This is a genomic window from Arthrobacter sp. OAP107 (genome assembly GCF_040546765.1).
In the GTDB taxonomy this organism is placed as follows: Bacteria; Actinomycetota; Actinomycetes; order Actinomycetales; family Micrococcaceae; genus Arthrobacter.
Window position 1 is genome coordinate 4,011,210 of record NZ_JBEPOK010000001.1, and the last position, 18,888, is coordinate 4,030,097.

The following is an 18,888-nucleotide window of genomic DNA, read 5'->3' on the forward strand; positions in this document are numbered from 1 at the left end:
TCCCGCGCCCTACTGGCCGGGGGCGCGGTAGGACGGTGTCTTCTTGGCCGCCTCGTCGATGTCTTCCGGCGTCATGAGCGGCTTCAGGCGCAGATTCACGGCGCCCGTCGAATTGATCGTCAGCGAAAGTGCCGCGGCGTTGGCCTGATCCGGGATATCAAAGACGCCCAGGACGTCGGTGTCCCCGAAAGCGAAGTAGAAGCTCTCCAGCGATCCTCCAATGGATTTGAGGGCGTCCACCACCGTGTCACGCCGCTTGGAGCCGCCTTCCCGCATCAGCCCCTTGATTCCTTCACCGACATAATTGGCTTCAAACAGATACTTGGTCATGGTCTTTCCTGTTCCGTTGTGGTCCAGGACGGGGGCACCCGAGGGCGTGCCTGACACCCGTGGCGGTGGGTCCTGGAGCGGTCCCCGGAGTGGGGCCGTGCGCACAGCGTAGGCCTACTTCCCCGCGCTAACAACGGCTCTCTGCTAACTCCGCGGACGGGAGTCCACCACAGCCGGAGGCACCGCCCGGGAGCTGTGTCCGACGTCGTTGCGACGCGCCTCGTCACATCACCGTCGGCTTGTTGGGACGGTCCCCATGCGCCGCCTGCGCGGCCTCGTAGCTGCTGTCGAACGGGAGCGTATCCATCTCCAGCAGCGGGTTCCGGTCCTGCGTCGCAACCAGTTCCTGGGCGGCTTCGTCCGAGTCCACGCTGGGCATGGAGCCCGGCAGGTGCCGCTTTGCAGATTCGGGCAGGAAGTAGATGGCAACCGCGGCGATGGCCGACGTCGCCATGAGGTAGAACGCCGGCATCAGGTCGTTGCCTGTTGCCTGGATGAGCGCGGCGATGATGAATGGGGCGGTGCCGCCGAAGATCGCCACGGCGAAGTTGTAGGCGATGCCCATGGCGGAGTAGCGGTGGGCCGTGGGGAACAGCGCCGGGAGCGCCGACGCGAGAATGGCGACGAAGAACGCCACCGGAAACGCGACCATGGCCAGGCCGGCGAGCGTGGCGGGAACGGTGCCAACCGAGATCAGCAGGAACGCGGGAAGTGCCAGCACCACCGTGCTGAGGGCCCCGATCCAGAGCACGGGGCGGCGGCCGATCCTGTCCGAGAGGCGCCCGGTCAAGGGGATGCATAGGGACATGACGACCAGCACCGGAACGGTTAGCAGTGTCCCGTGGATCTCGTCGTATCCCTTGTTGGTGGTCAGGTAGGTGGGCATGTAGGAGGTGAGCGCGTAGCCGACGGTGTTGCCGGCGGCCACGAGGATCATGGCCAGCACGATGTGGCGCCAGTGGTCTTTGAAGATCCCCACCGGGCCCACGGGTCGGAGCTCGTCCCCGGTCTCGTGGTGTTTCACGGCCACGGCCTCCGCCTCCTGGGTGGCCTTGAAGGCGGGCGACTCCTCGATCTTCATCCGGAAGTAGATGGCGACGGCGCCGAGCGGACCTGCGACGAGGAAGGGAATGCGCCAGCCCCAGGCCTCCATCTGGTCCTGGCCCAGGATCAGCTGGAGGGCGGACACCATCCCGGCCCCCAGCGCGAAGCCGAGGTAGCTGCCCATGTCCAGGAAACTGACAAAGAAGCCGCGCCGGTGGTCCGGCGCGTGCTCGCACACGAACGTGGTGGCGCCGGAGTACTCGCCGCCGGTGGAGAAGCCCTGGATCAGCTTGGTGACCACCAGCAGTACCGCGGCCCAGATGCCCAGCACGGCGTATCCGGGTAGCAGGCCGACGACGAATGTGGCCCCGGCCATCAGCAGCAGGGTCATGGCCAGGACCTTCTGGCGGCCGATCTTGTCGCCGAGCCAGCCGAAGAAGATGCCCCCCAAAGGGCGGGCGATGAACGTGGCGCCGAACGTTCCCAGCAGGAAGAGGTTCTGCACTGCCCTGTCCGCCTCGGGCAGGAACACCGGGCCCATGGTGGTGATCAGGTAGCCGAACACGCCGACGTCGTACCACTCCATGGTGTTGCCCACGATGGTGCCGCCCAGCGCTTTCCGCAGCGTTCGGTGGTCGACGACGTTGATGTCGGACAAACGCAGCCGCCGCTGCTGCAGATTGCGCTCTGTCATGGCTCGGTCACCGCCTGTTTCAGGTGGGCACGTGCCGCCGGTTCGTCGGCATCCCCGTTCGGTGGAGGCCCAACTCTCCGATCATCTTCCCACTGGCCAACTGGTACAACAACGAAAACCGCAGCCTGCGCACACTGCCCGGGCTGCCGCCGTCGTCCGTTCCCCCGGATAGCTATCTGCGCCCTTCTTCGTGACGCTGCCGATAACTGCGGGACCGTCCTGTTGGCGGTCGCCACCGCTATTGTGGCCAGCATGGGGTATCAGGAGAAGTGGTTCAGGGTCGTCGAGCAGAAGCGGTCCGGCCTCTTCGGCATGGGACGCAAGTCGACTTATGAGCTGCTCGGGGATGATCGGCGGTTCACCACACTTGAGCTGCTGGCTGAGCTTCTCGGCCCGAACCAAGATGCGCGGCGGGATGCGTACGAATGCATCGACCGGGCCGCGAGCATCTTCCCGAACGGGCGGGGTGAGTGGGTTGGGTATCCCTCCGGTGCAAGGCGGACCGATCCCCCGGCCACCAACATGAAGCCGTGACCCTGGATGACAACGAAGATGCGCCGTACCGCCCTGCGTCGCTGCTTGTCCTGTTGATTCATATCGGAAGTCTCCGTAGGTCACTCCCAGAGCCCCAGAATAATGTTTCCAACGGATCTATCAGGACGTGGCGGAAACCGTTTCCATGGTCAGTTCGAGTCCGCCGTCGATTTCGGCTGTGATAAGCGATGTGTTGATGTCGGAGAGTTCGGCCAGGTCGTGGATGTGGGTGCCGCCGCAGGGGATGTTGGTGCGTCCGTTGGCGAGTTCGCAGACCCAGGTGCGGCGGGCAGAAAGAGCAGGATCGTCTCGTTCGATCCGCACGGCTCCGCCGGCCTTGATCCACTGCGTGAGCTGGGCGTTGACGCGTTCAGCGACGGCGGAGAGGTTATCGAGTGAGGTGGGAGCGAATCCCTTGCGGCGGAGAGATTTTCCGATGCGGTAGATATCCGTGGATCGGTGGGCGTCGATGCGCGAACGCTGGATGGCCAGTGCGTCGAAGGCGGGGTTTCCCAGGGCGTCTGTGGGTGCGGGCTTGCTCCATGCTGTTGACAGTGCGGAGTCGAGGGCAAGCGCGGCGAGGTGGCAGGCGGTGTGTGCCGCGGAGAGGGCCGCGCGGTAGTTCTGGTCGACGTCTATCTGTGCGGACTCGCCGACCGCAGGTGGTGGGCCTGCGATGATGTGGGCGACCACGAAGGTCCATCCTTCGGTTCCTGTTCGCACGGGCAAGTCCGCGCCAAGGTGGAGTTCGCCGTCCCGGATGCCACCGGTGAGGCCATCGACGACCGGTTGTGTGCCTGCTGTGGTGGTGATCGTGCCTCGGTCGGCGGGCTGGTCAGGCCATGCCGTGTCGACCGGATGGAATGCCGTTGTGTCGAGGAGGACCGCGGATCGTCCATCGGAGAGAGGCTCAACGTGCAGCACGGTTCCGGTCGAGGTGGTCGCACCGTCCGGGTACGTGACAGTCGTGTCCGTCGTGGGCAGGGGCATTGCTTCTTAGTCCGTTCGCTCGAGTTGGGGAAAGAGGGAGGCTGGATTGTCGAGAATTTGTGATGGTTCACGTGAGTCACGTTCAGCTGCGGGCAGTTAGCCGACGAAGTCGAGATCCGCAGGGCTGGGGTTCTGCTCCGGGTGTGCCGGTCGGCGGTGTCCGCCCCTCTGCGCCGCGGCGCCGGCGAGGACGACGAGCAGGATTCCCAGGGCCTGGATGAGAGAAGGCTGCTGGTGCAGGATGAGCAGTCCGAGGAGGACCCCGAGGGCTGGCTCGAGGGCCATCAGGGTGCCGAACGCTGTGGGCGTCATCCTGCGCAGGGCGAGCATTTCCAGCGCGAACGGCAGCACGGGCAACAGGATAGCGAGCCCGGCCGCGGCGGCCAGGATCCCGAAGGTGAGGTGGCCGGCGGCTTGCGGAATGCCGACGACGGCCGCCGTGGCCGCAGCGATCGGCACAGTCATTGAGAGCGCCCCGATTCCGGTGAAACGGTCCCCGATTCGCTGGGTGAGCAGGATGTAGGCGGCCCAGCCGATTGCTGCCAGCGCGGCGAAGGTGACGCCGGTCAGGTTGAAGTCGCCCTGCCACGGTTCGGTGAGCAGAACGACGCCGAGCAGTGCCACAGCCGGCCAGATGAGGGCCTTCCTGTTGTGGCTGCGCACCGCGGCCACCGTCAGGGGTCCCAGGAACTCGATCGCGACGGCGGTGCCGAGCGGTATGTGCTCGATTGCGGCGAGGAACCCGATCGTCACCAGCCCCGTGGTGATGCCCAGACCGAGCAGCGGGAGCACGTCGCCGCGGCGGACGGAGCGCAGCGGCGGGCGGGCAATCAACACCAGGATGACGGCTCCCATGCTGAGCCTGAGCCAGGCTGTTCCGGCCGGGCCCACGGTCTCAATCAGATCCACCGACAGGGCAGACCCCAACTGAACTGACAGGATCGCCGTTACGGCCAGTCCCCACGGCGGGACCGGGACGTTCAAAGCGCTACGCAGGCGCATTTCAGTTCCCTTCATGGAATGAAGGGGCCGCGGCTATCCAACGGCGGGCTGTCCTGACGTCCGGAGCCTCGCGCCACGCAGCCACGTGCGGCAGATCCTCCACAGGCCGGGCGCCCCGTGCTCCGCGGGTTGGCGCCTCTGCGGCTTGGAGCGGCGTGTCACTTACCCGATCGCTTGGCCCCGGGACAATCCCGTCGACGGCCAGCAGGACAGCGCGGTAGTCCGGCCGCAGCGAGAACGCTTCGGCGTCGACCCCAGCGCCGTTCAGAAACTCCTGAAGCGTTTCCAGATCACGCATCGGTCGCCTCCGGCCGGTGTCCGGATCCCACGCCCGGTTCAAAGACCGCCAGGGAGAAACGGGCCGGTGCCTTGCCCACTGCGCCGTACGAATGCTCCACGTCGCCGGGAAAGGACACAGCGTCTCCGGCCTCGAGGACGAACACCTCACCGGCAACCACAACGGAGATGGATCCCTCCTGGACCTGCAGCAGCTCCTTGGTCCCCGGTGAATGCGCTTCGCTCCCGTGCGTATCCCCAGGGACCATCGTCCAGTCCCAAAGTTCAACCACATCGGGCGTCTCTGTCCCGGCCACCAGCACGCCGCGGCCACCGGCGTCCGAACTCCACAATGCTGCACCCTCACCGCGGCGGGTGACCGTCACTGGCCTGCGGCGCGGGAGTTCAACCAACGCGGGCAGTCCAATCCCCAGAGCGTCACTGATTCTCAGGAGCGTCCCCACGCTGGGATTCGTTGCGCCCTGCTCGACGTTGACCACCATGCGGCGGCTCACACCTGCGGCCTCCGCCAACTGATCAAGCGTCCACCCCCGCGACTGCCGCTCCTGCCGCACCCGGCCGCCAATCGCTACCGCGAGGGCAGATGTACTCTTATCCATGAGTGCATCATAGTGCACTCTGAGTGCACTTCACCCCTTTTTGGTCTGAGACGACTCGACTGGACGACCGCGACGACGCGCTGTATCCGCCGTTGGTTACGAGAACACATCGGAGCAATCCTGAGGAAGGACAGCTGCGGGATGGTCGCCGATACGGGCATGGGCGGGACCAAGCGCCCCGGCGCGCGGGATAATGGAAGCATGACCGATCGGGATCACGACGAGGATCTGTGGCAGGAGTTTGACCGGCTCCCGCCCGCAGGGTCCGACCGCGTGCAGGGACTGCCTGGCGGACTGCCGCAGGGCTTTGGCTTCCGCACCGGCGTGCGCAGTGCAAAGGTGGCCCTCGGATTCGCGGTATACGCCCTGATCCTGGGAAGCGTGCTTGTCCTCACCGGCGCCATCGTGTTCATCACCCAGGGGCACTGGCTGATGCTCGGGCTGATGGTGCTGATCGAGGTGGTCTTCATTCTTGCGTTCCGCCGGCTGGTCCGGCTGGCCCGTATCCGGCGCCTAGGGAACTAAAGGTCATCGCAGCCGGACACGAAGGGCCGGCCTGACATGGATGAGTTCCTCCGTGACCTTTATGCAGGTTTCGACCGCCTGCCGCGCGACCAAGGTCCGCTCCCGGCTGGTGGGCTTGCCGGACAAACGTGAAAACCGTGGATACCTCCGCAAACGAGGTATCCACGGCTTCAAGCCAGCGACTACTACTCGCAGGCCACGCCATCGTGATCGCGATCAAGGCCGGCCCTGTAGCCTGCCTGGCCCGAATACAGCGGTGCGGCACCTGCAGCCCGGGCGGCAGCGCAATTGGCGTAGTAAGCAGCCGCCGGCGGCGCGGCCGGTGCAACAGGAGCGGCAGGCACATTCTGTACAGGCGCCGGCACCGCAGCTGCCTGTTCGGCCAGTTTGGCAGCAGCCGCATCTGCTGCTGCCTTGTCTGCCGCAGCTTTGTCAGCCGCTGCCTTGTCCGCCGCAGCCTTCTTGTCTGCAGCTGCCTTGTCCGCAGCAGCTTTCTTGTCTGCTGCTACCTTGGCCGCCGCGGCCTTCGCCGCCGCTGCTTTGTCAGCCGCTGCCTTGTCGGCGGCCGCCTTTTCCGCCGCCAGTTTTTCCAGGGACTTGACGCCGAGGTGGACGGTGGACCCCTTTGCCACTTGTGCACCTCCCGCGGCGTCTTGAGACATCACCTGCCAGTTCTTCTTCAGGATGATCGACTTTCCGTCCAGGATGTCCACGGACTCAACCTCGAACCCGAGACCTTCCAATTGATCCGTGGCCTTATCCAGGGTCAGGCTCATCACGCCTGGAACCGTGACCGTCTCTGGAGCAGCCGATGCAGTCTCTGTTGGCTGCGGTGCCGCCTGCTTCTCCGCCTGCTGGCCACCGCACCCGGTCAGCATGAGTCCGGTTAGCACAATCAATGTCAGCGTCTTTTTCATATTTCCCCCTTGGAAGGTTTGAACTGTGGAGTGATGGAAGTGGTCTAGCTTTCGCACGCAATGCCGTCGGAGTCGCGGTCCAGCGCCGGCCGGTAGCCTGCGGACCCTGCATACAGCGGCGCGGCTCCGGCGGCCCTCGCGGCCGTGCAGTTGGCGTAGTAGGCGGCAGCCGGTGCCGGAGCAACGGGAACCGGTGCCGGCACCACAGGTGCCGGGGCAGGCGCAGCCGGCGCGGGGGGCACATCAGCGGGGGCGGGCGCCACAACCGGGGCCGGGGCAGGTGCCACAACTGGTGCGGGTTTAGGGGCCGGCGCCGGAGAAGGCGCCGTGACGGCTGGTGCTTTCTCGTTAGTTGGCGCGAGCTGTCCCGGGCAATCGGCGAGGATCCTGGCCATCGCGTCGTGCTCCGCCTGGGTAACCCAGAGAGTGTACGTTGCCTTCACCGAAATCTGCCGTGCAACGTAGTCGCACCGGAAGGCCCTATTCGGCGGCAGCCAGGTGGCTGCATCGCCGTCGCCCTTCCTCATGTTGGTGGGACCGTCCGTCGCCTGGAGGTTCAGCGGGTCGTTGGCAAAGGCTGTGCGCTGTTCCGTGGTCAACTGCTGTGCGCCCTTCTGCCAGGCGTCGCTGAGGGCAACGACATGGTCGATCTGCACGGCGCTGCTGGTGGCACTGCCCCGCAGAAAGTTGATGGCGGTGCCGGTGTACGGGTCCGCCAGTGTTCCCGACTGCACCTTGCAGGGCACGCTGTTGGTGTAGCTGATGCCCGTGAGGTCGCGCCTGAGGATGTCATTGCGCGTGTCGCAGCCGTTGCGGTCAACGTCGGCCCACGCCTGCCCGAACATTGCCCGGTTATAGCCCGTCTTGGGAGCGCGGCCCTTGACGGGAAGGGTCGCCATCAGCTCGATCGCCTTGGTGGCGTAGGCAGGCTGCGACTTCGGCGCCGCAACTCTGGCGCCCTGCGCCACAAGGTTAGGGCTGTCAGGATCCAGCGGAGCGCCCGTCGCCTGCACGGTTGGGGCGGCGGACGGCGTCGGTGTCGCTTTGTCAGTTGCGCTCGCTTCAGATAACGCTGGCGAGGCCACCCTTTCCGATGAGGCGGCCTGAGGGTTCGCCGTGGAGGTTTGGGGCAATGTGGCCGCGCCGCCGATAAACAGGGCAAAGGAGATAGCGAGGGTGATGGCCCCCGCCTTCCGCTTTGCCGGGAGCCACGCCCACGAGCGGCGGCCGGTCGCTAGGACGTAGAGACCGGTAAGGCCAGCCGTCAGGGCGAGGAAGACCAGTGCTCCCCCGAGACCGCCACTGAACGCCCCAATGATCATGAATAGGGCCGTGATGGCCCCGACAATCAGGGTGGAAACCCGCGGCTTTTTGGGCGGTCTCGGGCTCGGCACTGCACCAGATGGCCCTGACGCGAAAAGACTCTCATAGCTCGACATTGTTGTCCCCATGTATAAAGGCCCGGCGAATCGCCGGGCCTTTTTCTAAGCCGAAATCTTGCTAATGAGAAGCCTATTTCTCGCCATGCCGTGAGAACGCAAACTGCGGCGATCTTGGGCCAACGTTGATTCAGTCTTGAGCCAATCTTGAGATTGCTCGTCGCAATGGGAATTCAGTGCTTAACGCTTGGGCCGGAAGCGCGGACATCCCGGTCCAATATTGGCCCCAACGCCTCGGTCCACCTCCGCACTCACGGCGCTTGCCGCCGTCGTCCGCCCTACGCCGCTTTCCGTTCCCGCCACAGCAGCGACACCACGAACGTCACCACGCAGAGGACTAGCATCACCAGCACCATGCGGCCCCAGTTCTCCTGGGTGACGCCGGTGCCGTAGAAGATGCCGATCATCACCGTGGCGCTGATGGCGCCGACGTACCGGCAGGTCTGGAAGATCCCGGCGGCCACTCCCCTGTCCTCCGGCGCTGCGGAGAGGTACAGCCCCTGGTTGGACGCGATGCTGACCGACCCGTACGGCACACCCATCAGGGCGGTCAGCACCAGCACCAGCAGGATGGCGAACGACGCCGTCAGGAGCCAGAGCGCCGCTGCCGCGACGGTCAGGAGCACGACGCCGGCAATCAGCACCCGCCGCACGCCAAACCTGTCGATCGCGCGGACGGCGAGCGGCGTAACAACGACGGACATCGCCGCCAGCGGCAGCATCAGCACTCCCACCACGCCGGGGTTGTAGCCTGCGGCTTCCTGCAGCAGCTGGGGCAGCCCGAAGAACGCGAAGTAGTAGACGCCGCTGAACACCGTGAAGCCCAAGTACACCAGCAGCAGCGGCCGGTTCCTGCCGAGCAGCCGCAGGTCCAGGAACGGACGGTCGAAGCGCAGCTCGCGCCAGGCGAACAGCACCGCCAGAAGCATGGCTCCGCCCAGCAGCCACCAGCGGAAACCGGGCAGTGCATTCAGCAGGCCCATGAGCAACAGCACCATGCCGCCCGTGAACGCCAGGATGCCGGGGATGTCGGAATCGCGCAGCAGGGTGGCGATTTTTCCCTGTTCCCTGCGCTCGTCCGGTGGTGCCGCCTTCCGCACGATCAGCAGCGCGGCCAGCGCCAGCGGCACGTTGATCAGGAACAGCGCCTGCCAGCCGACCAGACTCACCAGCAACCCGCCGACCACCGGTCCCACCGCCGCCCCGGAGGTGTTGGCCATCTGGATCCGCCCGAGGGGTCTGGTTGACGTCGTGTCGGCCATCCTGGCCAGGGTGCCGACCATGACGACGGCGCTCGGGTACGCCGTCGCCGTCCCCAATGCCATGAGCGCGCGGGCGACGCAGACGAACACAAAGTTGGGCGAGAAGGGCGCCAGCGCGCAGGACACCGCCACCAGCGCCATGCCGAGCATGAAGAGTTTCCGCGGTCCGAACCTGTCCGCGAGCCTGCCCATCAGCGGCTGCCCCGCGGCCGAGGTGATGTAGAAGGCCGTGATCACCCAGGTGACCGTGGCGACGTCGAGCCGGAAGTCCTCGCGCAGCACCACCAGTGCGACGGCGATCATCGACGAGTTCAGTGGGTTCAGCGACGTGCCCAGGCTGAGGCCTGCCACCGCGAGGCCGGTGCGCTGGCGGGTTTGGTTGCCGGTGCGGGGAGAGTTGCTCACGGCAACAGTCTTCCGCATCACCAGCTTAAGTCCCCAACTTTGCCAGGGAAACGCTCAGCGTAACACCCGCACGGCGGCACGATTTTGCGGTTCGCGTCACATTGACACTTCAACCATTTCGCTTGATATAACTTGCAAGGTAAATGCCAATATCACTCGCCAGCAGGGCGTGCTGCGGACTTCCCCCTTCACTGATCGTCTGCACTCGCCCTGTATGGCGCGCACCAGAAGAATGGGGACAAAGAATGAAAAAGAGCGTATCTCTCTTGGCAGTGGCAGCAGTTCTCGGACTGTCAGCGATGACAGCAGCACCGGCCAACGCCACGACCGTTTCCTTCCCGAACTGCGACGCAGCAGCGGCGGCCGGCTTCGTCAACATCCCGGCGGGCGCACCGGGGTATGCGCCGCGGCTCGACCGGGACAACGACGGGATCGCCTGTGAGCGTGCCGCCGCTGGCAGCGGAACCACGCAGGTCGCTCCGGCTCCGGCTGTCGGCAACCAGGTTCCGGCCCAGGTTGTACAGATGCCCGTAGGCGGCGCTGAGACCGGAGTTGCTCAGCCGGTGAACAACGGCACGGAGTTCCTTGCCATCGGCGGTCTTGCCGTAGCTGCTCTGGCCGGGTCGATGATCGTGCGTCGCCGCGCGTCCGTCCGGGCATAACAGTCCCGGACCGGAATCAAAGCGTCGTATGACTAGCTCGACCAGCGCCCGCCGCAGATGCCGCCTGGCATCTGCGGCGGTCGCGTTGCTACTCCTAACCGGCTGCGCAACGAGCGCCTCGGTGCAATCGGTGGCTGCCCCTGCAGCAGCCACTGCAACTCCCGCATCTCCAGTCCAGACTGCGGCTTCCACCCACACTGCGGTGCCGTCAGCATCGCCTACCTCAACGCCGCAGAAGGTTCTGCCAGCTTCGGACCCGGTTTCCATCAGCGTTCCGTCCGTCGGCATCGAGTCCGAACTGCTAAGCCTCGGGCTCAAGGCTGACGGTTCCGTGGAAGTGCCGCCGGATGGTCCAGGCGCCCCGGCTGGGTGGTACAACGGTTCTCCGACGCCCGGCGAGCTTGGGCCCGCCGTCCTTCTGGGTCACGTCAATGCCACCGACGGTGGGCCGGGCGTCTTCGCAAACCTCCGCCAGCTCAAAGTGGGTGACCTGATCATGGTTGCCCGACAGGACGGCACGACGAGCGTTTTCACTTTTGATCACGCTGAGGCGTACTCCAAGGACGCTTTCCCGACACAGACCGTCTACGGGAACACCGAAGGGCCGGAACTTCGGCTGATTACCTGTGACGGTTACGACCCAGCGACAGGACTGTTCGACGACAACTATGTCGTCTTCGCAAAACTCGTTGCCTAATCGGCCCATTCGACCTGACTTCGACGGAATCGGCCGAGAAGAGGGCCCGCTGCTATATGCAGCGGGCCCGTTTTTCGTTAGCAGCAGCCCGTCAGAGAAACGAATTCCGCTTCACTGCCCAAGAACGCCATCGCAATTTGCGGAACTGGCGTAGTTGTCTGGGTTGTTCAGGACTTGTATCAGAGTTTCTACAGGCACCGCATATCGGTCGCCATCGGACGCATAGACGACACCAACCAGTTGCCCAGCATCGTTGATGAGTGGGCTTCCCGAACTGCCATGCTCGATCGGGGCATCATTCACGAGCATGGGAATAGACGACCACCCGACAGGGTCGGGAGCATACCCCAAAACCCGTCCGTGAGTCGTGGTCAGCGGGCCACCCAGGGGATAGCCAACTGCGGTAACGTTCGTCCCCTCATCAGGGTTCGCGGTGGCCAGAGCAATCGTCGCGGGCAACGCTTCCTTCGTCCAGACCAAGGCTAGGTCGGCTACGACCGCGGCGCCGGCTGTGGCGACCTCAATGTCATGCCCGTCATAGGTACTGACTTGGATGACAGCGGCGCCACCTATGACGTGGCGATTAGTAACGAATACGTGGTCGGAAATTGCAAAGCCGGAGCCCCTCGCAACACCTCCGCACCCGACATTGCGCACGCGCAGGGCAGCCCGTTCGTAATCCGTAAAGCCGTGCGCTTCCACCTGATCGACCGAGTGGGTCGGAGGCACAGTGTGCGTCACCGGCGCGCTGTGTGCCGGTGACGTCTCGCTCACCGGCTCAGCGGGAGCAGAGCTGGAAGTTGCGGCAGGCGGGGGTGTAGGAACAAGCCCGCAGCCCACCAGTCCCGAAGACAAGAGCAGTACTAGCAGGGGCACCTTCACAGCCGGACGAGAGCGAGTTCTCAACCCGCCAACTTCTTGGAGAGGGCGTCGCTGTCGGCCCGGGCCTTATTGCAGCCGTCGTTGATCTGCCTTGCGTATGTGATGAGAGCGTCGGGATCATATGACGAGAAATCCACCAAATAGGTTTGGAGTTTTTGCAGGTCACTAATGCAAGTGTCCATTTCCTCAGTCACCCCCTGCGACATCGCAACTAACGTCGCCATGTAAGCGGCGTCATCCCCCGCCTGGGCCTTTTCGTCAGCCAGGGAGCGGACCCGCTCTGTTGCTGTGTTGTAGTCTGTTGTAACGCCGGTGAGCTTGCTCTGCGTCTCCGCCAGTTGGCTGTTCACGTCGTCGAGGCGGCTTTGCAGGTCCTGCGCGTCGCTCTTGAAGCTATCCCGTTGCTTCGTCATCGCTGCAAGATCATCGGACTTTTTTGCAAGATCATCGGATGTCTTATTAGCGGTGCTCCGCCATTGCTGGGCGGAGTACGTGGAATAGGCGAAAGCAGCACCCAAGCCTGCAGCAACCAGCGCCAGGATGACGATCGAAACAATGAAGGGCCAGCGGCGGGGGGCACGATATAGGGGTGGCGCCCAACTGCCGTTCGGATACAACTCTTCCAACTCTCGGGACTCTTTCTCATGGATCGCGAAGAACATCGCCAATATCAAAAAGTCTAATCGGGGCCGTATATCGCTGCTTCCTACTTCGGCCAAACCTGCTGTTTTCTTGCGCTTTTCTTGATTCTCGACTAACCAGCGCGATTGCACAGGACATGTTTTCGTCGAGGTTCAGAACGCCCTACCCCAGCCACCGCTGCCGGAACACAGGAAATTGCTCCGGCACCCGCTCCACTGCACGGCGTGGCACACGCACGAAAACCTGAACAAATCCTGCACAAATTTAGCTGAATGCTTGACCGGTTCTTGAGCGCTTCCCGGCATAGTCGCCTATATGAAAGCCAAACGGCTCAGGGCGCGGGGAAGGACAGGGCCATGAATGCTAAGACGGTACTCAGCAGTCAGCACACCGGCAGCCATTGGACTGCTGATGAGGTTAGGGACAACCTCGGTCGGGAGTTGGAATCCGATCCGGGCCTGGCCGAATTCCTTGCCGCAGCGCCCAACATGGCACGCGCCCTCAACGCTGTCCTGAACCTGGACCTTGGCCAACTGGCCGAGCGCCTGGTCAGGGCAGAGATCAGCGCCATTCTGCATTAGTGAGTTTGCGTTAGTGAGGATGTGAGCGGCGGAGAAGCCTGCTTCAACCGGAAATTTCCTACTCCGCAGGGCGCACCGACGATCGGTGCTGGTGCAGGGTCTCCTGATAGTCCTCGGACCTTTCGTCTCGGGGTTCATCGTAGGGATAGCCACCGGGAAGCGCTCCCTTGGCAAGACCGCGCAGGACCAAGTGGTGCAGCGAGGTTTGACCATCGGCCACGACCTGGGACACAGTGACAGATGTCGGACTGCGAATTTTGGCGTTTGCCATCTGTGCCCTGCTCCAAAGCCCCATTGACTGATCGTTTCGCAGGAACAAAAAGGCAGCGACAGAAGGCCCTTTGAAGAGGCTGTGAAAGCACCACGCGACCAGCAGTGGCGTCAGCCCTCCTGGCCGCCCGCCTTAAGAGCCCGCGATCGTCCAGCAGATATACCTAAAGGCTCTTTTTCACCATTTGATGGGAAAATAGAGCAAGGACACCTGTCACGGCGCCGGACCCGGCGCCGGCACGTCCCCCTCAGAAAGACCAGGAGGGGATCCTGATGGACCCCACCACCACTATCGTCATTGTCGTCCTCGTCGTACTGCTGCTCATCGTTGCGAAAATGTCGATCCGGATCGTGCGCCAGTATGAGAAGGGCGTGCTCTTCCGGCTCGGCAGGGTCATCGGAGTCAGGGATCCCGGCCTGCGGCTGATCATCCCTGTCATCGACCGGCTGCCGCTGGTGAGCCTGCGGATCGTGACCATGCCCATCCAGTCCCAGGGCATCATCACCCAGGACAACGTGAGCGTCGATGTCTCAGCGGTCGCGTACTACCGGGTGGTCGACGCGGTGAAGTCCGTCGTCGCGATCGAAAACGTGGCCGCGGCCATCGACCAGATCGCCCAGACGACCCTGCGGAAAGTCGTTGGCCGGCACACCCTTGACCAGACCCTGTCCGAGACCGAGCGGATCAACGTCGATATCCGTGAAATCCTCGACGTGCTCACCGTCGAATGGGGCGTCGAGGTCACCTTGGTGGAGCTCAAGGACATCCAGCTGCCCGAAAGCATGAAACGTGCCATGGCCCGCCAGGCTGAAGCCGAACGCGAAAAGAGGGCGAAGATCATCGCCGCCGAAGGTGAAGCCATCGCCGCAGCGGCCCTCGGCGACGCCTCCGACACCATGATGGCCCACCCGCTGGCCCTGCAGTTGAGGAACCTGCAGTCCCTGGTGGAAATCGGCGTCGACAAGAACACCACAGTCGTCTTCCCCGCACCTCTGATGAGCACCATCGGCGAACTCTCGGCGTTCCTGGCCCGCGAAAACCTGGCCGCGGCATCATCCGGCGGCAAGACACCCGTGAAAGCGGCATAACTGCCGTCGGCCCCTACCCCAGCCGCCGCTGCCGGAACATGGGGAACTGCTCCTTCACCCGCGCCACCGTAGACAGAGACAAATCCACCGCCCGCACCCCAGGCTCCAGTCCGAGGTCCGCCTCGACGTACCCCATCGGATCCACCAGGATACTGCGGCCAACGGAGACCGGCGGCGCCTGGCACACGCCTGCCACATAGACGCTGTTTTCGATCGCCCGGGCCGCGTTCAGCGCCAGCCATTGCTCCGTCTTGTGGGTGCCCGGCACCCAGGACGAGCAGACAAGCAGCACCTGGGCGCCGGCGTCGGCCAGGGACCTGGCCAGCTCCGGGAACCGCAGGTCGTAGCAGGTCATCAGACCGAACCACGCTCCGCCGGCCTCAAACACCACGGGCTCGGTGGACGGCCCGGGCTTGATGAACGTCGACTCCCCGAAGCCCTGCGCGTCGAACAGGTGGATCTTCCGGTATGCGGCCAACCGTGCACCGGAAGGACCGAACGCCACCAGCGTGTTGTACGCCTTGCCGGGTTCCTCAGACGCCTCCACCACGCCCGCCACCAGCGTGATGCCGTTGCGGGCCGCGGTGGCGGCGAGTTCCCGGCAGACCGGGCCGTCCAGCGGCTCGGCCACTGCCGGGAACGAGGCGTCCACGATCTTCTTCTCGTACGTGGCGTACTCCGGGAAGGCCACCAGGGTGGCGCCGTCGCCGGCGGCGGACGCGGCGAACCGGTCGATGGCGGCCAGGTTCGCCTGGATGTCCGTGCCGGACTCCAGCTGCCCGAGCGCTATCTTCACGCCGGTTCCTCCAGTCTCGTCAGCATCCAGTACAGAAAACTTAGGCGGCGGCCTCCACGGTGGCCTTCTCCGTCGTCGTCATTTCCGGCGGCGCCGCCCGGAAGCCGCGCGTGATCAGCGCCAGCACCACAATCCCCAAGGCAAGCCAGCTCAGTCCCAGCGTAATGGCGTTGCTGTCCAGCTGGGAGAGCAGGTAGGCACAGACGATCGCACCGACCGCCGGGACCACAACGTACGAGACGGCGTTCAGCTGCTCCCCCGCGCGGCGCCGGCGCACGTAGTGGAACACCGCGGAGACGTTGACCAGCGTGAAGGCGGTGAAGGCGCCGAAGTTGATGAACGACGTCGACGTCGCCACGTCCAGGAAGATCGCGATCAGGCCCACGATGCCGGTGACCACCAGGTTCACCACGGGCGTGTGGTACTTCGCGCTGAGCCGGCCGAAGATGGCCTTGGGCAGGACCGAGTCACGGCCCATCGCGTAGATCAGGCGGGACGCGCTGGCCTGCGCGGCCAGGCCGGAGGCGAACTGCGCCACCACCAGCCCGGCGAGGAACACCGCACCGAAGACCTGCCCGCCGATCTGCAGCGCGATGGCGCTGGCCGCGGACGCCGAGTCCTCGAACACGCCGCCCGGGTGCACCAGCTGGGTGACGTAGGAGACGGCCACGAAGATGCCGCCGCCGATCAGCGCGATGAGCATGATGGCGCGGGGCACGTTCCGGCGCGGGTCCACGGTTTCCTCGGTGAGGGTGGTGACGGCATCGAACCCCAGGAACGAGTACGCCGCGATGGCCGCACCGGCGGAGATGGTGGCGAAGCTGGACGTGCCGTTGAAGAACGGCTCCGTGCTGGCCAGTCCGCCGGCGCCGGAGGCGGACACCACGTTGCCGATGGCCAGCACCACGAAGAACACGATCACCAGCAGCTGGAACGCCATCAGCACATAGTTCGCCTTGTCCGCCACCTTGATGCCCAGGATATTCAGCACCGTGGTGATGAGGATAAAGCCCACAATCCACAGCCACATGGGCACGCCCGGGAACTGCGCGCTCAGATACGAGGAGCCGATCAGCCAGATCACCATGGGCAGGGAAGAGGTAGTCCAGCAGGATCGCCCAGCCCACCAGGAAGCCCACCCGGGGATCGATGGACCGGCGCACGTACGTGTACGCGGAGCCGGCCACCGGGTAGGCGACCGCCATCCGGCCGTAGCTGTGGGCCGTGAACAGCATGGCCACCATCGCCACGAGGTAGGCCGACGGCGCCGCCCCGCCCGTGGTCTCGGCGATGAGGCCGAAGATGGCCAGGACGATCAGCGGGGTCAGGTACGCCAGGCCGAACAGCACCAGCGACGGCAGCTTCAGCGTGCGGGTCAGGGTTGGAGTGGTCACGTGGTTTTCCTTAGGCATTGAAAGTGGGGGGCGTCCAGGTCAGCGGATTGATCCGGCCCTGGTAGACGGGAAGTTCGACGGCGGCCTCGCCGTCCCGGAACTGGGACCAGGGACGGTTGAGGTTCTCCGTCCCGTGCGTTCTGACGTGCTCGACGGCGGCCAGGTCCAGGTCCGCTGCGAGCAGCACCGCGGCGTCGTCCCCGGCTTCGGCGATGGTGTTGCCCTCGGGGTCGACGATGATGCTCTTGCCCTGGCCGGTAGGGCCGGCGCAGTTGACGCTGACCACGAACACCTGGTTCACGATGGCGTTCGCCTTGGCCAGCACCAGCTCCTGCCGCCGGTCCGGGGTGGTGGTCTTGACGACGTTGAGGATCACCTCGGCGCCCATCCAGGCCAGCTGGCGGGACACCTCCGGATACCAGGCGTCGTAGCAGATGTTCAGACCCACCCTGCCGATGCCGGTGAGCTCCACGGTGGTGAACCGGTCGCCCGGGTCGTATGGCTCGAACGGACGCCACGGGAAGATCTTCCGGTAGTAGCCGGCCAGCTCCCCCTCCGGCGACAGCACCAGCTGGGTATTGAACAGCTGGCCTTCCGGGCCGCGCTCGCACACGCTGCCCGGCACCAGCCAGATGCCGAGGTCCGCGGCGAGCTCTTTCAGTTCCTTGACTCTCGGTCCGTCCAGCGGTTCTGCCGAGTCCTGCAGCGCTTCGGTGCGCTGCCGGTCCGGGTTCCCGTCGCCGAAGAGATGGAGCTCCGGAAAGACCACGAGGTTGCTGTCCGGCTTGGTTTCGAGGGCAGCTTTGACCTCGTCTGCGAAGGCCGTAACGGGTTCGCCGATCAGCCGGGGCCGGGCTTGGGCAGCAATGAGGGGAAGGATGCGTTGCATGGGTTTGTCTCCGCGTTGGGGTGTGATCTGCACTATATTAGATCAGAATGATCCAATTATGGGAAGGGGCTGAGATGGGCCGTAAAGTAGCGGATATGACCCGTCAGTTGGAGGACACCGCCTCCCCCATCGGTTCCGGCGCCTTGGCCGGCATCGACCGCAGAAGCGCCATCGACGCCGTGCGGCTGCGCATCGGCATGGCGATTTCGCTGGGGCTGCTGAAGCCCGGCGAGCGCCTGCCCGACCAGGAGGATGTGGCGCTCGGCCTGTCCGTCAGCCCGATCACCGCCCGCCGTGCACTGGCGAGCCTGGCGGACCAGGGCGTGGTGGTCCGGCGGCGCGGCCGGGCCGGCGGGACCTTCGTGGCGGACGAGCCGCCACGTCAGGTGCTGGCCGAACTCACCGCATCGCCGGCGGAGTCGCAGGCCGTGAACCGGCTGGTGGACCGGCGGCTGCTCTTCGAATGCGCGGTGACGCACTATGCGGCGGTCAACGCCACGGCCGAGCAGCTCGACGAGCTCGAGCGGCTCACCCGGGACATGGCCGAGTCCACCGACTGGTCCGCGTACCACCAGGCCGACGAGCAGTTCCACCAACTGGTGGGCACAGCCTCTTGTCTGGGGACCGCCGTCGGGGTTTACCACGAGACGCTGGCCGAGCTCTACGCCTACTTCATCCCCTACCCGATCGAGCTGCTGCACAAATCCAACGGCGACCACATTGAGCTGGTGGCGGCGCTGCGCGCCGGGGACGGGGGCACCGCCGTCGAAATCTCCCGCAAGCACGTGGACATCCTGCACCGGACCATGTTCATGGGCCTGGCGAAGGACACCGCCGAAACACCCTGATCCGCTGCTGAACGGAATGCCCTGGTAACCGCCATACTCCCTGCACACGCGCGGTTTTCAGGAGTAGGCTGTGGACGTCGGCAGGATTCCTGCGACTCCT

The 18,888-nt window shown here is 64.9% G+C and carries 21 protein-coding genes and 1 pseudogene; 7 read left to right on the plus strand and 15 right to left on the minus strand.

What is annotated here, in order from left to right:
* Positions 1 to 9: 9 nt before the first annotated feature.
* A complete protein-coding gene (locus tag ABIE00_RS18370) occupies positions 10 to 330 on the minus strand; it encodes a GYD domain-containing protein (RefSeq protein WP_190607864.1) in 321 nt (106 codons plus the stop codon).
* A gap of 223 nt (positions 331 to 553) precedes the next feature.
* Positions 554 to 2,068, minus strand: a complete 1,515-nt coding sequence (locus ABIE00_RS18375; RefSeq protein ID WP_354262140.1) for an MFS transporter — start codon at positions 2,066 to 2,068, stop codon at positions 554 to 556.
* A gap of 252 nt (positions 2,069 to 2,320) precedes the next feature.
* Here ABIE00_RS18375 and ABIE00_RS18380 point away from each other — a divergent pair, with 252 nt between their 5' ends.
* Entirely contained in the window at positions 2,321 to 2,602 is a 282-nt protein-coding gene (locus ABIE00_RS18380; protein WP_354262141.1) for a hypothetical protein, read from the plus strand.
* Positions 2,603 to 2,722: 120 nt separating this feature from the next.
* Here the strand turns inward: ABIE00_RS18380 and ABIE00_RS18385 are convergent, their stop codons facing one another.
* From ABIE00_RS18385 to ABIE00_RS18400, 4 genes are all read right to left on the minus strand, one after another.
* Complete coding sequence (locus ABIE00_RS18385; RefSeq protein WP_354262142.1) at positions 2,723 to 3,592, minus strand: alanyl-tRNA editing protein; 870 nt, start codon at positions 3,590 to 3,592, stop codon at positions 2,723 to 2,725.
* Positions 3,593 to 3,688: 96 nt separating this feature from the next.
* Positions 3,689 to 4,594, minus strand: coding sequence for an EamA family transporter (locus ABIE00_RS18390; protein WP_354262143.1), 906 nt, complete (start codon positions 4,592 to 4,594; stop codon positions 3,689 to 3,691).
* A 1-nt stretch (position 4,595) separates the two neighbouring features.
* Entirely contained in the window at positions 4,596 to 4,892 is a 297-nt protein-coding gene (locus tag ABIE00_RS18395) for a hypothetical protein (protein WP_354262144.1), read from the minus strand.
* The gene (locus ABIE00_RS18400; protein ID WP_354262146.1) at positions 4,885 to 5,490 is read right to left on the minus strand and encodes a helix-turn-helix domain-containing protein; all 606 of its coding nucleotides are present in this window, start codon (positions 5,488 to 5,490) and stop codon (positions 4,885 to 4,887) included. The genes ABIE00_RS18395 and ABIE00_RS18400 overlap by 8 nt, the downstream gene beginning before the upstream one ends.
* Positions 5,491 to 5,691: 201 nt before the next feature.
* On the opposite strand from ABIE00_RS18400, the gene ABIE00_RS18405 reads away from it, so the two are divergent.
* Positions 5,692 to 6,015: a hypothetical protein gene (locus ABIE00_RS18405; protein WP_354262147.1), complete on the plus strand. Its 324-nt coding sequence runs from the start codon at positions 5,692 to 5,694 to the stop codon at positions 6,013 to 6,015.
* A 185-nt stretch (positions 6,016 to 6,200) separates the two neighbouring features.
* Here the strand turns inward: ABIE00_RS18405 and ABIE00_RS18410 are convergent, their stop codons facing one another.
* The 3 genes from ABIE00_RS18410 to ABIE00_RS18420 form a co-directional block, all read right to left on the minus strand.
* Positions 6,201 to 6,932, minus strand: a complete 732-nt coding sequence (locus ABIE00_RS18410; RefSeq protein ID WP_354262148.1) for an excalibur calcium-binding domain-containing protein — start codon at positions 6,930 to 6,932, stop codon at positions 6,201 to 6,203.
* 44 nt (positions 6,933 to 6,976) lie between these two features.
* Positions 6,977 to 8,254: a GmrSD restriction endonuclease domain-containing protein gene (locus tag ABIE00_RS18415; protein WP_354262150.1), complete on the minus strand. Its 1,278-nt coding sequence runs from the start codon at positions 8,252 to 8,254 to the stop codon at positions 6,977 to 6,979.
* A gap of 395 nt (positions 8,255 to 8,649) precedes the next feature.
* On the minus strand, positions 8,650 to 10,056 hold the full coding sequence (locus tag ABIE00_RS18420; RefSeq protein WP_354263421.1) for an MFS transporter: 1,407 nt from the start codon (positions 10,054 to 10,056) through the stop codon (positions 8,650 to 8,652).
* A 281-nt stretch (positions 10,057 to 10,337) separates the two neighbouring features.
* Here ABIE00_RS18420 and ABIE00_RS18425 point away from each other — a divergent pair, with 281 nt between their 5' ends.
* Together ABIE00_RS18425 and ABIE00_RS18430 are read left to right on the plus strand one after the other, a co-directional pair.
* Positions 10,338 to 10,700, plus strand: a complete 363-nt coding sequence (locus tag ABIE00_RS18425; protein ID WP_354262151.1) for an excalibur calcium-binding domain-containing protein — start codon at positions 10,338 to 10,340, stop codon at positions 10,698 to 10,700.
* Positions 10,701 to 10,902: 202 nt separating this feature from the next.
* Positions 10,903 to 11,397, plus strand: coding sequence for a class F sortase (locus ABIE00_RS18430; protein ID WP_354262153.1), 495 nt, complete (start codon positions 10,903 to 10,905; stop codon positions 11,395 to 11,397).
* A 111-nt stretch (positions 11,398 to 11,508) separates the two neighbouring features.
* On the opposite strand, the gene ABIE00_RS18435 is transcribed toward ABIE00_RS18430, so the two are convergent.
* Complete coding sequence (locus tag ABIE00_RS18435; RefSeq protein ID WP_354262154.1) at positions 11,509 to 12,171, minus strand: S1 family peptidase; 663 nt, start codon at positions 12,169 to 12,171, stop codon at positions 11,509 to 11,511.
* A 128-nt stretch (positions 12,172 to 12,299) separates the two neighbouring features.
* Entirely contained in the window at positions 12,300 to 13,052 is a 753-nt protein-coding gene (locus ABIE00_RS18440; RefSeq protein ID WP_354262155.1) for a hypothetical protein, read from the minus strand.
* 225 nt (positions 13,053 to 13,277) lie between these two features.
* Between ABIE00_RS18440 and ABIE00_RS18445 the strand changes: the two genes are divergently transcribed.
* Complete coding sequence (locus ABIE00_RS18445) at positions 13,278 to 13,502, plus strand: hypothetical protein (protein WP_354262156.1); 225 nt, start codon at positions 13,278 to 13,280, stop codon at positions 13,500 to 13,502.
* A 543-nt stretch (positions 13,503 to 14,045) separates the two neighbouring features.
* Positions 14,046 to 14,861, plus strand: a complete 816-nt coding sequence (locus ABIE00_RS18450; protein WP_354262158.1) for a slipin family protein — start codon at positions 14,046 to 14,048, stop codon at positions 14,859 to 14,861.
* 13 nt (positions 14,862 to 14,874) lie between these two features.
* On the opposite strand, the gene ABIE00_RS18455 is transcribed toward ABIE00_RS18450, so the two are convergent.
* The 4 genes and pseudogenes from ABIE00_RS18455 to ABIE00_RS18470 form a co-directional block, all read right to left on the minus strand.
* Positions 14,875 to 15,657: a carbon-nitrogen hydrolase family protein gene (locus ABIE00_RS18455; RefSeq protein WP_354262159.1), complete on the minus strand. Its 783-nt coding sequence runs from the start codon at positions 15,655 to 15,657 to the stop codon at positions 14,875 to 14,877.
* 40 nt (positions 15,658 to 15,697) lie between these two features.
* Entirely contained in the window at positions 15,698 to 16,744 is a 1,047-nt protein-coding gene (locus ABIE00_RS18460) for an APC family permease (RefSeq protein WP_354262160.1), read from the minus strand.
* A gap of 79 nt (positions 16,745 to 16,823) precedes the next feature.
* Positions 16,824 to 17,069: pseudogene (locus ABIE00_RS18465) on the minus strand (Putrescine importer PuuP); the annotation flags it as partial.
* On the minus strand, positions 17,062 to 17,940 hold the full coding sequence (locus ABIE00_RS18470; RefSeq protein WP_354262161.1) for a carbon-nitrogen hydrolase family protein: 879 nt from the start codon (positions 17,938 to 17,940) through the stop codon (positions 17,062 to 17,064). The pseudogene ABIE00_RS18465 and the gene ABIE00_RS18470, both read right to left, overlap by 8 nt.
* 95 nt (positions 17,941 to 18,035) lie before the next feature.
* Between ABIE00_RS18470 and ABIE00_RS18475 the strand changes: the two genes are divergently transcribed.
* Entirely contained in the window at positions 18,036 to 18,788 is a 753-nt protein-coding gene (locus ABIE00_RS18475; RefSeq protein ID WP_354262162.1) for a FadR/GntR family transcriptional regulator, read from the plus strand.
* The last annotated feature ends 100 nt before the right edge of the window (positions 18,789 to 18,888 follow it).